The 14,520-nt window shown below is 73.4% G+C and carries 14 protein-coding genes; 4 read left to right on the top strand and 10 right to left on the bottom strand.

Translation table 11 applies throughout. The annotated features are described in order from the left end of the window. Positions 1–13: 13 nt before the first annotated feature. Positions 14–358, bottom strand: a complete 345-nt coding sequence (gene rplS, locus CMN_RS06590) for a 50S ribosomal protein L19 (protein ID WP_012298189.1) — start codon at positions 356–358, stop codon at positions 14–16. 170 nt (positions 359–528) lie between these two features. Then, positions 529–1,020: a hypothetical protein gene (locus CMN_RS06585; protein WP_015490059.1), complete on the bottom strand. Its 492-nt coding sequence runs from the start codon at positions 1,018–1,020 to the stop codon at positions 529–531. Positions 1,021–1,090: 70 nt separating this feature from the next. Between CMN_RS06585 and map the strand changes: the two genes are divergently transcribed. Next, positions 1,091–1,858, top strand: coding sequence for a type I methionyl aminopeptidase (gene map, locus CMN_RS06580; protein WP_041465255.1), 768 nt, complete (start codon positions 1,091–1,093; stop codon positions 1,856–1,858). A gap of 28 nt (positions 1,859–1,886) precedes the next feature. On the opposite strand, the gene trmD is transcribed toward map, so the two are convergent. The 4 genes from trmD to rpsP are packed head-to-tail and all read right to left on the bottom strand — an operon-like array spanning position 1,887 to position 3,847. After that, a complete protein-coding gene (trmD, locus tag CMN_RS06575) occupies positions 1,887–2,573 on the bottom strand; it encodes a tRNA (guanosine(37)-N1)-methyltransferase TrmD (RefSeq protein ID WP_015490057.1) in 687 nt (228 codons plus the stop codon). Between the two features lies 1 nt (position 2,574). Beyond that, entirely contained in the window at positions 2,575–3,216 is a 642-nt protein-coding gene (gene rimM, locus CMN_RS06570; protein ID WP_015490056.1) for a ribosome maturation factor RimM, read from the bottom strand. Further along, a complete protein-coding gene (locus CMN_RS06565; protein ID WP_012038054.1) occupies positions 3,194–3,430 on the bottom strand; it encodes an RNA-binding protein in 237 nt (78 codons plus the stop codon). The genes rimM and CMN_RS06565 overlap by 23 nt, the downstream gene beginning before the upstream one ends. 3 nt (positions 3,431–3,433) lie before the next feature. Then, positions 3,434–3,847, bottom strand: a complete 414-nt coding sequence (rpsP, locus tag CMN_RS06560; protein WP_015490055.1) for a 30S ribosomal protein S16 — start codon at positions 3,845–3,847, stop codon at positions 3,434–3,436. Positions 3,848–4,120: 273 nt separating this feature from the next. On the opposite strand from rpsP, the gene CMN_RS06555 reads away from it, so the two are divergent. Both CMN_RS06555 and CMN_RS06550 read left to right on the top strand, forming a co-directional pair. After that, complete coding sequence (locus CMN_RS06555) at positions 4,121–5,254, top strand: glutamate--cysteine ligase (RefSeq protein ID WP_041465254.1); 1,134 nt, start codon at positions 4,121–4,123, stop codon at positions 5,252–5,254. 19 nt (positions 5,255–5,273) lie between these two features. Next, positions 5,274–6,467, top strand: coding sequence for a MarP family serine protease (locus tag CMN_RS06550; RefSeq protein ID WP_227077765.1), 1,194 nt, complete (start codon positions 5,274–5,276; stop codon positions 6,465–6,467). Between the two features lie 9 nt (positions 6,468–6,476). Here CMN_RS06550 and CMN_RS06545 read toward each other — a convergent pair whose 3' ends face one another. The 4 genes from CMN_RS06545 to CMN_RS06530 all read right to left on the bottom strand — a co-directional run bounded on the left by CMN_RS06545 (position 6,477) and on the right by CMN_RS06530 (position 13,246). Then, positions 6,477–6,854 (bottom strand): VOC family protein, encoded by a 378-nt coding sequence (locus CMN_RS06545; protein WP_015490052.1) that lies wholly within the window; start codon positions 6,852–6,854, stop codon positions 6,477–6,479. Between the two features lie 145 nt (positions 6,855–6,999). After that, positions 7,000–8,571 (bottom strand): signal recognition particle protein, encoded by a 1,572-nt coding sequence (gene ffh / locus CMN_RS06540; RefSeq protein ID WP_015490051.1) that lies wholly within the window; start codon positions 8,569–8,571, stop codon positions 7,000–7,002. Positions 8,572–8,621: 50 nt separating this feature from the next. Beyond that, positions 8,622–9,497, bottom strand: coding sequence for a signal recognition particle-docking protein FtsY (ftsY, locus tag CMN_RS06535; RefSeq protein ID WP_015490050.1), 876 nt, complete (start codon positions 9,495–9,497; stop codon positions 8,622–8,624). Positions 9,498–9,517: 20 nt separating this feature from the next. Continuing rightward, a complete protein-coding gene (locus tag CMN_RS06530) occupies positions 9,518–13,246 on the bottom strand; it encodes an AAA family ATPase (protein WP_015490049.1) in 3,729 nt (1,242 codons plus the stop codon). 155 nt (positions 13,247–13,401) lie between these two features. On the opposite strand from CMN_RS06530, the gene CMN_RS06525 reads away from it, so the two are divergent. Next, complete coding sequence (locus CMN_RS06525; RefSeq protein ID WP_015490048.1) at positions 13,402–14,520, top strand: GNAT family N-acetyltransferase; 1,119 nt, start codon at positions 13,402–13,404, stop codon at positions 14,518–14,520.

The following is a 14,520-nucleotide window of genomic DNA, read 5'->3' as shown; positions in this document are numbered from 1 at the left end:
AGGTGGGGATGCGCTAGGAGCGCTTCTCCTTGATCTTCGCCTTCTTGCCGCGCAGGTCGCGGAGGAAGTAGAGCTTCGCGCGGCGCACGTCGCCGCGCGTCACGACCTCGATGTGGTCGATGACCGGGGAGTGGACCGGGAAGGTGCGCTCGACGCCGACCTGGAAGCTGACCTTCCGGACGCAGAACGTCTCGCGGACGCCCTCGCCCTGACGGCCGATGACGATGCCCTGGAACACCTGGATGCGCGAGCGGCTGCCCTCGACGATGTTGACGTGGACCTTGACCGTGTCGCCGGCGCGGAAGTCGGGGATGTCCGACCGCAGCGACGCCTTGTCGACGGAATCGAGGATGTGCATGGTGTACCGCTCTCTGCAACCGCCACGGGTCGACTGCGCATCAATGTCTGGAAGGGGAACGGCCCGCATGAGTGGCCGACTCCCCCGTGGCAGGGTCGACGGCAGGCACGATCGCCCATTCTGTCACCTCGGGCGCGTCGAGCGCAAAGCGCGGGGCGCGGGCGCCCGGATCAGTCGAGCCGGATAATGCGCCCGGCGTCGGGGCCCTCGGCGGCCTTCCACTCGGGCGGCCGCGGCTGCGCGTCCCGCTCGATGACGGCGATGACCTCCTGCATGCGCTGTCGCGTCTCCGCCACCAGCTGCCTGACGCCCAGCGCCACGAGGGCGACGGCCGCGAGGACCGCCACGACGGCGCACCACGTGCTGACGACGGAGTAGGTGCCCGCTCCGATGACCGCGAGGGTGAGCACGCCCATCGCCGCCGCGTCCGTCGGCGAGACGGCCCGGGCCGTGCGGACGGACCGCCGGGCGAGCACGAGGCCGAGGGCGGCGAGCAGCGCGATCCCCAGGGCACCGGCCGCGAGCATCACGAGGAGGAGCTCCCAGCCGCTGGAGCCGAACGCTGCCCAGCCGACGAGGAGCCACGCGGGGAGCACGACGACCGCGGCGAACTGCCAGCGGTAGAGCGCACGGCGGAGGCCGAGGAGCGGGGACTGCTGCATGGGCTCATGGTACGAGCGGACCCTGGGCGCCTCGGGAAGGCCGGGGCCCGGCTCCCGTAGGATCCTTCGCGTGATGGAACTGCGAACCCCCGCCGAGATGGACCAGATGCGACCCGCCGGGGAGTTCGTGGCCTCCGTGCTCACCGCCCTGGCCGCCAAGGCCGCGGTAGGCGTCAACCTGCTCGACCTCGACCGCGAGGCGCACCGCATGATCCGCGCGCGAGGTGCCGAGTCCTGCTACATCGACTACCACCCGTCCTTCGGCGCCATGCCCTTCGGCAAGGTGCTCTGCACGTCCGTCAACGACGGCGTGCTGCACGGTCTCCCCCACGACTACCGGCTGCAGGACGGCGACCTCCTGAGCCTCGACTTCGCGGCGTCCGTCGACGGCTGGGTCAGCGACTCGGCCGTCAGCGTGATCGTCGGCACACCCCGCGAGGAGGACGTGCGCCTCATCGAGGTGACGACCGCGGCCCTCGAGGCGGGCATCCGGGCGGCGCAGCCGGGCGGGCGCACGGGCGACATCTCGGCGGCGATCGGCGCCGTCGCGATCGAGGCCGGCTACTCGGTCAACACCGACTTCGGCGGTCACGGCGTCGGGCGCACCATGCACGGCGACCCGCACATCGCGAACCAGGGCCGGCCGAACCGCGGCGTGCCGCTGCGGCCCGGGCTGGTCATCGCGATCGAGCCGTGGTTCCTGCAGAGCACCGACGAGATCTACACGGACAAGGACGGCTGGACCCTCCGGAGCGCCGACGGCTCGCGCGGCGCGCACATGGAGCACACGGTCGCCATCACGGAGTCCGGCCCGCTCATCCTCACCGCGCGCTCCTGACGCCCGGACGGACCGGCGCGCAGCCGACCTACTCGGGCAGCAGGTCCGGACGGACCCGGCGCGTGCGCTCGAGCTGCTGCTCGCGCCGCCACGCGGCGATCGCCCCGTGGTCGCCGCTGCGCAGCACGTCGGGGACGGCCAGGCCCCGCCACTCGGGCGGCTTCGTGTAGCTGGGGTGCTCGAGCAGGCCGTCGGAGTGGCTCTCCTCGACGAGGCTCGCGGGGTTGCCGACGACGCCGGGCACGAGCCGGCCGACGGCCTCGATCATCGCCATCACGGCGACCTCGCCGCCGTTCAGCACGTAGTCGCCGAGGCTCACCAGGCGGACCCGCGCACGCGCGGCCGTGTGGTCGACGACGCGCTGGTCGATGCCCTCATAGCGGCCGCAGCCGAAAACCAGGTGGGGCTCGACGGAGAGCTCCTGCGCCATGGCCTGCGTGAAGACCTCGCCCGCGGGCGAGGGGAAGATGACGACCGGATCCGTGCCGTCGGCGAGCACCTCGTCCATGGCCTCGCCCCAGGGCTCCGGGCGCATGACCATGCCGGCGCCGCCACCGTAGGGGGTGTCGTCGACCGTGCGGTGGCGGTCGTGCGTGAACGCGCGCAGGTCGTGGACGCGGAGGTCGATGAGGCCCGACTGGCGCGCGCGTCCCAGGAGGGAGATATCGAGCACCCCGAAGAACTCGGGGAAGATCGAGACGATGTCGATCCGCATGTCAGCGGCCGTCATCGCCCTCGGGGGCGGGATCGGCCTCGGCGTCGGACGTCGCGGCCGCGGCGGGTGCCGGCTGCTCCTCGGGGATGTCCTCGAAGAGGCCGAGCGGCGGCGTGACGACGAGGGTGCCGGCCTCCACGTCCACGGACGGGACGATGGCCTGCACGAACGGGACGAGCACGGTGCCTGTGGGCGTGTCGACGTGGAGCAGGTCCTGCGCCGGGAAGTGGTCCACGAGCGAGACGGTGCCGACCTCGACGCCGTCGCGGAGGACCTTCAGGCCGACGAGCTGGTGGTCGTACCAGGCGTCGGGCTCGGCGGGCTCGTCGGCCGGCGGCGTCATCCAAAGGATGGCCTTGGCGAGCGACTCGGCGGCCGTGCGATCGGCGACGCCCTCGAAGAAGCCGACGGGGTGGCTGTTGTACCAGCGGAGCTCGGTGAGCGTGAGGGAGCGTCCGTGCCACGGGGACGTGTCCGGGACCTGGAGCGAGAACTCGGCGCCCGGGACGAACCGCTTGTCGGGGTCGTCCGTGAACAGCTCGAGCTTCACGGCGCCCTTGAGCCCGTGCGCCTTGGTCAGCCGGCCCACGCGGAACGCCGCGGGGTCACGGACGATGTCCTCAGGAATCGGTGTCCACCACATCGACGCGGACGCGCTGGCCGTCGGCGAGAGCCGAGACGAGCGTCCGGAGGGCCTTCGCGGTGCGGCCCGCTCGGCCGATGACCCGGCCGAGGTCCTCGGGGTGCACGCGCACCTCGAGGACCTCGCCGCGGGGGGATCCCTTGCTCGTCACGGAGACGTCGTCCGGGTGCTCGACGATGCCCTTGACCAGATGAGCGAGCGCGGGAGCGAGCATGGGCTAGGCCTGCTCCTCGGTCGACTCGGCCTCGGGCGCGGCGGCCTCGGGCGCGGGTGCGGCCTTCTCGGTCTTCGGCTTGAGGACCGGCTTCTTCTTCTCGTCCGCGACGTAGGCGGGCTTCGCCTCGCGGGTGCGGACGGTGGAGACGGCGTCCTTGTCGCCCTTGAAGCGACCCCAGTCGCCCGTGAGCTTGAGGAGCGCCTCGACCTGCTCGGTGGGCTGGGCGCCCACGGAGAGCCAGTACTGCGCCCGCTCCGACTGGACCTCGATGAACGAGGGCTCCTCGGTGGGGTGGTACTTGCCGATCTCCTCGATGACGCGGCCGTCGCGCTTGGTGCGCGAGTCGGCGACGACGATGCGGTAGTACGGCGCGCGGATCTTGCCCAGGCGCTTCAGACGGATCTTGACAGCCACAATTCTCCTGAATTTCTTTTGTGTGGGGTGAACTGACGGCCGTGAGCGTGGGGGCACACTCGGCATTGGTTCGATGGGGTCTCGCGGCGCCTGATTAGAGGGTCGGACGATCGCGGACTCGACAGATCATTATGGCAGACGCCGGGCCGGGCCGGGACCCCCGTCGTGGGCGCGCCGCACGGCGTCATCGCCCGGCCGCCCCGCGGGGTGCGTGGCATGATCGGACGACACCCGGCGCATGCGCCCCGAGACCCCGTGGACGGCAGGACCCGCATGCAGATCGACTTCGCCCGGCAGCCCCCGTCCCGCGTCGGGATCGAGTGGGAGCTCGCGTGCGTCGACGGGGGCTCCGGGGAGCTCGCGGGCGTCGCGCCGGAGATCCTCCGCTCCTTCCCCCACGACGACGCGCACCCGCACGTGACCGGGGAGTTCCTCACCAACACGGTCGAGGTCGTCAGCGCGCCGCACGCCCGCGTGGGGCACGCCGTGGACGACCTCGCGCGGCTCATCGAGCGCGTCATGGACGTCGCGGATCCGCTCGGCATCGACCTCATGTGCGCGGGCACGCACCCCTTCAGCGCGTGGCCCGACCAGGACGTGACGCCCGACAACGCGCGCTACGCCACCCTCCTCGACCGCACCAGGTGGTGGGGCCGGCAGATGATGATCTGGGGCGTCCACGTGCACGTCGGGATCGACGACGGGGCGAAGGCGCTCCCGATCCTCAACGCGCTGCTGGTGCACCTCCCCCGGTTCCAGGCGCTCAGCGCGTCGAGCCCGTTCTGGTCCGGGCAGGAGACGGGCTACGCGTCGAACCGGGCGCTCATGTTCCAGCAGCTGCCTACTGCGGGGCTGCCGCCCGACCTCACGACGTGGGCCGACTACGAGCGGCTCGTCGGCGACATGACGCACGTCGGCGTCATCGACCACCACAGCGAGCTGCGCTGGGACATCCGGCCGGCGCCCAAGTGGGGGACCCTCGAGACGCGCGTGTTCGACGGCGTCTCGACGCTCGGCGAGATCGCGTCGCTCGCGGCGCTCGTGCAGTGCCTGGTGCACGACATGTCGGCGGCGCTCGACCGCGGCGAGGAGCTGCCCCGGATGCAGCCGTGGTTCGTGCGCGAGAACAAGTGGCGCGCGGCCCGCTACGGGATGGACGCCATCATCATCCAGGACGCCGCGGGCGAGGAGGCCCTCGTCGGGGACGACACCCGGGCGCTCGTGGAGCACCTCTCCCCCGTCGCCGACGAGCTCGGCTGCGAGGCGGAGCTGCGCGGGATCCTCGACATCGTCGACCGCGGCGCGAGCTACCAGCGGCAGCTCCGCGTCGCCGAGGACAACGACGGCGCGCTCGCCCCCGTGGTCACGCACCTCGTCGAGGAGCTGCGCTCAGGATTGGGCCGGTGACCCGGGGCAGACTGTGCAGGTGAGCCCCGCCGTCGACATCGTCATCCTCGTCATCGCCGTGCTCGCGGCCCTCGCCGGCTGGCGCCGCGGGGCCATCGTGACCGTCGCCGGGCTCGCAGGCATCGTGCTGGGCGTCCTGCTCGCGCTGTGGATCACGCCGGCCTTCCTCGCGCTGCTCGACCAGTTCGGCGTGGCCACCGGGATCACACGCACCCTGGCGGCCGCGCTGCTCATGCTCGTCACCACGTCGCTCGTGAGCGGGATCCTCGCGCAGGTCGCCAGCGTCCTCACGCGCCTCCTGCGTCCGCGCGGCGCCGCGCGGGGGCTCGACCGCGGGATCGGCGCGGTCGCCGGGCTCGCGGCGTGGGCCGTCTCGGTCTGGTTCATCGGCGGCTTCCTCGGATCCAGCGGCGTGATCCCCGCGGTGCAGCTCGCGTCGTCGTCGCGCGTCCTCCAGGCGCTCGACCGGGTCAGCCCGATCTCGAGCGGCACCGCGCTCTCCGCGCTCGACGACGCGCTCCACGACGTCGGCTACCCGCGCGTCTTCGCGAACGGCGAGGGGGCCATCGCCGACACGGCTGAGCCCGACGCGGACGTGCCCGACGCCGTCCGCCGCTCCGCGGCGAGCGTGGTGAAGATCCTCTCGTCGGCGCCGGCCTGCGGCACCTCGTCGTCCGGGAGCGGCTGGGTCGTGCAGGGCAACCGCGTCGTGACGAACGCGCACGTGGTCACCGGGTCCGACGAGGTGTACGTGCAGCAGGGCGGCACCGGCCAGCTGCTGAAGGCCGACCTCGTGGTGTTCGACCCCGCGCGCGACGTCGCGATCCTCGCCGTGCCCGGCCTCACCGCCGCTCCGCTCGCGCTCGGAGCGGAGCTCGCCGGCTCCGACGGGGCCGTCGTCGCCGGCTACCCGGGCGGAGGGCCCTACCAGGCCACCGGCGCGAGGATACGCGAGGTGGTCGAGGCGATTGGCACCGACATCCAGCACGAGCAGCCCGTCACGCGCGAGGTCTACTCGGTCCGCGGCACGGTCCGGCCGGGCGACTCGGGCGGCGCGCTGTTTGACGCGCAGGGGCGCGTGGTCGGCCTCGTCTTCGCGACCTCGACGATCGACTCGCAGACGGGCTACGCGATGACGCTCGACGAGATCGCGCCCGTGCTGCAGCAAGCCGGCGCGACGACCCCGGTGGACTCCGGGCGCTGCTCGCGCTGACCCCGGGCCTCAGGCCGCGACGACGGAGAGCACGTTGCCCGACGGATCGCGGAACCAGGCGATGTCGGGGCCGTCGCCGCGCATGACGCCGCGCGCGTCCGTGGGCATCCCGTCGAAGATGGCCGTGTCGACGCCGCGCGCGTTCAGCTCGGCGACCGCCTGCTCGACGTCGTCCACCTCGAGGTTGAGGACCGTGAAGGTCGCTGGCTGGTGCCCGGGCTTCGGGTAGACGAGCACCCGCGCGCCGGAGCCCGGGAGCACGAGCCGCAGCATCCCCATCTCGGGCACCTCCTCGACCTCGAGGCCGAGCGTGTCCCGGTAGAACGCGAGCGCGGCGGGGACGTCGTCGACGCTGAACCCGCTGAAGGCGGTGACGGGTGCGAACACGGGGAGCTCCTGACGCCGGGACCGCGACGGGGTGCCGCGATGCACGACCCCACGGTGGCACGTCGCGACCCGCGCGTCGAGGGATGCGCGGACGGCGCCCTCCCGGTGGGGAGGGCGCCGTCGTGGAGCGTGCGGGTCGACCGGGTCAGCGGCCGAGGAACTTCTGCAGCGAGGCGAGCTCCTCCTCGCTCGGGGCGCCGTTCGCGCCGCCCTTGGCCGCCCCGGCGAGGCCGAAGCCCGACCCGGCGGGGGCCGCGGGTCCGCCGATGCGCTGGCCCGACGCGAGCGCCGCGTTCTCCTGCGCGCGCTTGGCCGGGTTGCCCGACTTCGAGCCCTTCTTCTTCTGCTGCACGGGCTTGCGGCTGGAGTGCGCGCCGGGCATCGGGCCCATGCCGGGGATCTGCGGCATGCCGCCGCGCGCGACCGTGCGCATCATCTTCGAGGCCTGCTCGAAGCGCTGCACGAGGCCGTTGACGTCGGTGACGGTCATGCCGGATCCGCGGGCGATGCGGAGGCGGCGAGATCCGTTGAGGAGCTTCGGGTTCTGGCGCTCGGCCTTCGTCATCGACTGGATGATCGCCTCCGTGCGGACGATCTCCTTCTCGTCGAAGTTCTCCAGCTGCTCCTTCATAGCGCCCATGCCGGGGAGCATGCCCATCATCTTCTTGAGGGAGCCCTTGCCGCGGAGCTGCTGCATCTGCTTGAGGAAGTCGTCGAGCGTGAAGGTGTCGCTCGCGAGCTTCTGGGCGACCTCCATCGCCTCCTCCTCGTCGAAGGCCTGCTGGGCCTGCTCGATGAGGGTGAGGATGTCGCCGAGGTCGAGGATGCGGCTCGCCATGCGGTCGGGGTGGAAGGGCTCGAAGTCGTCGAGGCCCTCGCCCGTGGAGGCGAACATGATCGGCCGGCCGGTGACGGAGGCGACCGAGAGGGCCGCTCCTCCGCGCGCGTCGCCGTCGAGCTTGGAGAGCACGACGCCCGTGAAGTCGACGCCGTCCTGGAAGGCCTTCGCGGTCGCGACCGCGTCCTGGCCGATCATGGCGTCGATGACGAAGAGGACCTCGTCCGGGTCGGTGGCCTTGCGGATGTCGGAGGCCTGCTTCATCAGCTCCTGGTCGACGCCGAGGCGGCCGGCCGTGTCGATGATGACGACGCTGTACTGCTTGTCGACCGCGTGCTTCATCGCGTCCTTGGCGACGCGCACGGGGTTGCCCTTCCCGTTGCCGGGCTCGGGCGCGAACACGGGGACGCCGGCCTGCTCGCCGACGACCTGCAGCTGCTGCACGGCGTTGGGGCGCTGGAGGTCGGCCGCGACGAGCATCGGCGTGTGGCCGTCCTTCGCGAGCCACTTGCCGAGCTTGCCCGCGAGGGTCGTCTTGCCCGCTCCCTGGAGGCCGGCGAGCATGATGACCGTCGGCGGCCTCTTGGCGAAGGTGATGCGGCGCTGCTGGCCGCCGAGGATCCCGATGAGCTCCTCGTTGACGATCTGCACGACCTGCTGGGCGGGGTTCAGCGCCTGGCTGACCTCGCCGCCGAGCGCGCGCTCGCGGACGGACGCGGTGAACGACTTGACGACGTCGAGCGCGACGTCGGCCTCGAGCAGCGCGCGGCGGATCTCGCGGACGGTGCCGTCGACGTCCGCGGCGCTGAGCTTGCCCTTGCCGCGCAGGTTCTTGAAGGTCTCGGCGAGGCGGTCCGAGAGTGTTCCGAAGGTAGCCATGGTGAGTCCAGCTTAACCGCCGCCGGACGGGCGTCGGGCCAGCGCCCGGGTCAGCCGACCAGGTTCTGCGCGAACACGTGGGGGGTGAAGCCGGTGAGGTCGCCGATGCCCTCGCCCTGGCCGATGAGCTTGATGGGGATGCCCGTGCGCTCCTGCACGTTGAGGATGAAGCCGCCCTTGGCGGATCCGTCGAGCTTCGTGATGACGAGGCCCGTGACGCCGCCGTGCTCGATGAACGCCTGCGCCTGCGCGAGCCCGTTCTGGCCGGTCGTCGCGTCGAGTACGAGCAGCACCTCGGCGATGGGCGACTGCTTCTCCACGACGCGGCGGATCTTCGACAGCTCGTCCATGAGGCCGCCCTTGGTGTGCAGGCGGCCGGCCGTGTCGATGATCACCATCTCGGTGCCCGTGCGCATCGCGTGCTCGACGGTCTGGAAGGCGACGCTCGCGGGATCCTGCCCGGGCTGCTGCGGGCGCACGATCTCGGCCCCGGCGCGCTCGGCCCACGTGGCGAGCTGGTCGACGGCGGCCGCGCGGAAGGTGTCCGCCGCGCCGACGACGACCGTGCGGCCGTAGTTGCGGAGGAACTTCGCGAACTTGCCGATGGTGGTGGTCTTGCCGACGCCGTTCACCCCGACCACGAGGATCACGGCGGGGCGCGCGCTGAGCTTCAGCGTCGGGTCGTGCTTCGCCAGGCGCTCCTCGATGCTCTCGCGGAGCATGCGCTGGAGGTCGCCCGGGTCGGTCGTGCGGTAGCGCTCGACCTTCTGGCGGAGGTCGTCGATGGTGGCCTCGGTGACGTCGGGCCCGAAGTCCGCGGTGATGAGCGCGGTCTCGAGGTCGTCCCACGTGGTCTCGTCGATCGTCGGCTTCGCGAACATCCCGCGGAGCGCGCCGGAGAGGGACCAGGGGGTGCGGGCTGCCATGTGCCCAGCGTAGCCGCGGGTCAGGAGGCGGCCTGCTCCTCGGGGGCGGGCTCGGGCGCGGACCCCGCCGTCGCGTCCGGCCCGGGATCGGTCGCCGGGTCGGGGCGGGCGTCACGGCTGACGCGCTGGCCGACGACCGCGCTCACCCCGTCCTGCCGCATCGAGACGCCGTACAGCGCGTCGGCGATCTCCATCGTGCGCTTCTGGTGCGTGATCACGATGAGCTGCGACGTGTCGCGGAGCTGCTCGAGGATCGTGAGCAGGCGGCCGAGGTTGGCGTCGTCGAGGGCCGCCTCCACCTCGTCCATGATGTAAAACGGGCTCGGCCTCGCGGTGAAGATCGCGATGAGCAGGGCGACGGCGGCGAGCGAGCGCTCCCCGCCGGAGAGCAGGGACAGGCGCTCGATGCGCTTGCCCGCGGGGCGGACGCTCACCTCGATGCCCGTCGTGAGCAGCTGCTCGGGATCCGTGAGGTGGATGCTGCCCGTGCCGCCCGGGAACAGGATCGGGAAGACGCGGTCGAACGCCTGGCGGGTGTCCTCGAACGCGGCGGCGAAGACGCCCTGCATGGTGCGGTCGATGTCGTCGATGATCGTGAGCAGGTCCTTCCGTGTCGCGGTCAGGTCGGCGAGCTGCTCGGTGAGGAAGAGGTGGCGCTGCTCGAGCGCGGCGAACTCCTCGAGGGCGAGCGGGTTCACGCGGCCGAGCTGGGCGAGCTTCCGCTCCGCCTGCTGGAGGCGGGCGCGCTGCTCCTCGCGGTCGAAGGGGCGGGTGGGGACGGGCGCCTCGTCGGCATCGTCGTCGTCGGCCGGATCCGCGGGAGCGTCGCCGGGGACGTCGTAGTCCGCGGCGTCGCCGTCGCGCGGCTCGTCCCCCTCGGGATCCGCATCGGGGCCCTCGGCGGCGGCGCGCGGGCGCTGCGGCGGCGGCAGCGGCGCCTCCTCGGGGACGGGCACGTCGGGTCCGTACTCGGCGACGAGCACCTCCTCCCCCAGGCCGAGCTCGCTCGCGGCGCGCTCGAGGAGCTGGGAGACCTGCAGGCGCTTCTCGTAGATCTGCAGCTCGAGGCCGTGCACGTCCTCGGTGATGCCGTGCAGCCGCGTGCGCAGCTCGGCTTCCTCGCGGCGGAGCGCGACCAGCTCGGCGTTGCGGCCGGCCCTCGCCTCCTCGGCGCGGGCGAGGACGAGACGCGCCTCGGCGGTGCTGCGGTCGGCGGCGCGCACGACGGCGGGCAGGGCGTCGGCGACGGACGCGGCGCGGGCGATCTGACGGCGGCGGATCACCTGGCGTCGCGCGGCCTCCTCGGCGGCGGCGCGCTCCGCGGCGAGGCGGCGCTCGAGCGCGACCGTGCGCTCCTGCTCCGCCCGGACGCGCTCGCGCGCGGTCTCGACCTGGAGGCGGGCCTCGATCTCCGCTTCGCGCGCGGCCTCCCACTCGGCGACGAGCGCGTCGCGGCCGCTCGCGTCGAGCACGGGACGCGGGCGGGACCGCGCCTCGTCGAGCGCGCGACGGGCGGCGTCGTTCGCGGCGACGGCCTCGTCCACGGAGGCGCTCGCGAGATCCAGGCCGCGCTGCACGCGGGCGAGCTCGGCCGCGGCGGACTCCGCCTGGGCGCGCGAGCGGCTGAGGCGCTCGGCGTGGGCGGCCAGGCGCGCATCGGCCTCGCGGAGGCCGCCGAGCGCGGCGGACGCGCGCTCGCGGGCGGCGCGCAGGCGCTCCCGCCCGGCCGCGAGGTCCACCTGGAGGTCGTCGATGCGGGCGCGGACGCCGGTGAGGGTGGTCGCGGCGGCCTCGCGCGCGGCGACGAGCTCCAGCTTCGAGCGCGTGGCGCCGGATCCGCCGCGCAGCATGTGCGGCGACACGACCTCGCCCGCGCTGGTGATCGCCGTGGCGGGCGCATCCGGTCCGTCCACGAGGGCGACGGCCTGCGCGAGGTCGTCGACGAACACGACGCCAGCGAGGATCCGCCGCACGCCGTCGGGCGCGTCGACCACGGAGGCCGCGGCGACGGGCCCGGCGGACGACGCGACCGCGGCCTGCGCGTCGGCGGAGCCGGCGACGACCACCTCGACGCGCCCCAGGTCGTCGTCGACCGCGCGGCGGAGCGCGGCCACGGCGTCGTCGTGCGTCTCGGCGAGCACCGCGTCGGCGAGCGAGCCGAGCGCCGCCGCGACGGCGGCCTCGTATCCCGGCTGCACGTGCACGTGCTCGGCGAGGAGGCCGCGGATGCCGGGCAGGCCCGCGGCGACGAGGTCGCTGGATCCGTCGCGCTGGTCGAGCGCGCTCGCCAGGGCCTGCTCGCGCGCGGCCAGGGCGTCGCGCTCGCGCTCCTTCGCGTGCAGCTCCTCGCGCACGGCCTCGATCGCGGACTCCTCGCTGGCCACGTCGGCCTGCGCGTCCTCGTAGGCGCGTGTCAGCTCGGATCCGCCCTGCTCGTCGGCCTCGCCCTCCGCCTCGCCGCGCTCCCGCTCGGCCTCGGCGGCGGTCAGCCGGGCGCGCGCCGCGTCGAGCGCGTTCTGCTGGCGGAGCACCTCGCCGCGGACGGCCGCGAGCTTGGACCCCGCGGTCTCCGCCCGGCCCGTGAGCCCGGCGATCTCGAGGTCGTGCCGGGAGACGAGCGCGCTCTGGGCCTGGATCTCCTCGTCGAGCGCGTCGAGCGCCTGCCGCGCCGCCGCGGTCGTCTGGCGCGCGGACGCCCAGCCAGCCTCCGCCTCGGCGATGAGGGCGACGAGCCGCTCGGCCTCGTCCCGGGACTCCTGGACCTGCGCCGGCGTGGTGCCGGCGGTCGTCTCGGGCGCGTCGTCGGCGGATCCGAGGAGCGCCATCCGCTGCTGCGCCAGGGAGAGCAGGTTCCGCAGGCGCTCCTGCACCTGCTCCAGCGCGAAGGCCGTGCGCCGGGCGCCGTCGACCTCGTCGCCCTCCTGCTCCTCGACGATGCGCTCGGAGCGGATGACCGCGCGGTCGAGCTTCTCCTGCAGCACCATGCGCTCGGTCGTGCGCTCCTCCTCGGTGCGCGTGTGCTCCGCGAGCGCGCGCCGGAGGGTCACGACCTCGTCGGCCACGAGCCGCGCGCGCGCATCCCGGACGACGGCGGCCACGGTCTGCGCCTGCCGAGCGACCTCCGCCTGCCGGCCGAGGGGCTTCAGCTGGCGCCGGATCTCCCTCGCCAGGTCGTTGAGGCGCGTCAGGTTCGCCTGCATGCCCTCGAGCTTGCGGAGGGTGCGCTCCTTGCGGCGGCGGTGCTTGAGGATCCCCGCGGCCTCCTCGATGAAGCCGCGCCGCTCCTCGGGCGTCGCGCGGAGCACGTTGTCGAGCCGGCCCTGGCCGACGATGACGTGCATCTCGCGGCCGAGGCCGGAGTCGCTCAGGAGCTCCTGCACGTCGAGGAGCCGGCAGGACGTGCCGTTGATGGCGTACTCGCTGCCGCCGTTGCGGAAGAGCGTGCGGCGGATCGCGACCTCGGTGTAGTCGATGGGCAGCGCGCCGTCGGCGTTGTCGATCGTCAGCGTGACCTCCGCGCGGCCGAGCGGCCCGCGCGTCGAGGTTCCGGCGAAGATGACGTCCTCCATCTTGCCGCCGCGGAGCGTCTTGGCGCCCTGCTCGCCCATGACCCAGGCGAGGGCGTCGACGACGTTCGACTTGCCGGATCCGTTCGGGCCGACGACGCAGGTGACCCCGGTCTCGAACTGGAACGTGGTCGGCTGCGCGAACGACTTGAACCCCTTGAGGGTCAGGCTCTTCAGGTGCACGCCCGTCGCCCTCCTCGCGTGATGGTCTCGATCACGGTACCGGACGCGCGGGCGGTTGCCGGAAGCCGCGCGCGGACGGCCGGGCGGACGGGTCGCCGCTACCGTGGGAGGGCGCGGCCCGAGCCCGTCGGCGCGCGCCGACGAGGGAGCCGACCATGCCGCACGCCGACGACGCCCGCCCGCCCGCCGTCGAGGAGGTCCGCCCGCCCGTCGCGGTGGGCGCGGAGGGCTGGGACGACTTCGTCGCCCTGACCGACGTGATCAACCGCGCGCAGTCGCACGACCTCGGCCACGACGCGTTCGTGTGGCTCCCCCAGGAGCTGATCCCCGACTACGCCGACGTCGCGCACGTGCGGAAGCGCCTCTTCGCGGCACGCGTGGACGGCCGGATCGTCGGTCGCGGGCTCCTCACCACCTGGCTCGCCGACCCGACGACCTCCGACGTGGCGGTGTCCGTGCTGCCCGAGCATCGGCGCCGCGGGATCGGCCGGGCGCTGCGGGAGCGCGTCGAGCGGATCGCCGTCGACGAGGGCTGCAGGACTCTCACGGGAGCCACGATGCACCGCACCGAGGCGAACGGCACGCCCATCCCCTCGCCCACGGGGATCGGCGCGGTCGGGGCGGACGACCCGTCGTCCCGCTTCGTCGTCGACGCCGGCTACCGCCTCGGCCAGACCGCGCGGACGAGCTCCCTCGACACGGTCGCCGCGGCCCCGACGCTCGACGCCCACCTCGCCGACGCACGGCGCGCCGCCGGGGACGCCTACCGCGTCGTCTCGTGGGTGGACGCCACGCCGGAGCACCTGCTCGACGACCTCGCCGTGCTGCACACGCGCATGTCGACCGATGCTCCGCCCGGCGACCTCCCGCAGGTCGAGGACGCATGGAACGGCGCCCGGATCCGCGGGGCCGAGGCCCGCCGCGCCGCCGCGGGCCGCACGGGCCTCATCACGGCGGCCCTGCACGTGGCGACGGGCCGTCTCGTCGGCTTCACGGAGATCGCCGTCTCCCCCAGCGGCCGCCGCTCCGACGGCCACGCGCACACCTACCAGCAGGACACGCTCGTGCTCGCGGAGCACCGCGGCCACCGGCTCGGCATGCTCCTCAAGGTCGAGAACCTGCGGCTCCTGACGCGCGAGGCTCCCGAGGCGGACCGCGTCGTCACCTGGAACGCCGACGAGAATCGGCCGATGCTCCGCGTCAACGAGGCGCTCGGCTTCCGGCACGTCGCGACGAGCGGGAGCTGGCTGCGGGAGGTCGACGCAGGTCGCTGA

Origin of the sequence: Clavibacter nebraskensis NCPPB 2581, assembly GCF_000355695.1 — a bacterium.
In the GTDB taxonomy this organism is placed as follows: domain Bacteria; phylum Actinomycetota; class Actinomycetes; order Actinomycetales; family Microbacteriaceae; genus Clavibacter; species Clavibacter nebraskensis.
The sequence above is the reverse complement of the archived record's forward strand: the minus strand, read 5'-3'. Positions and strand labels throughout refer to the sequence as shown.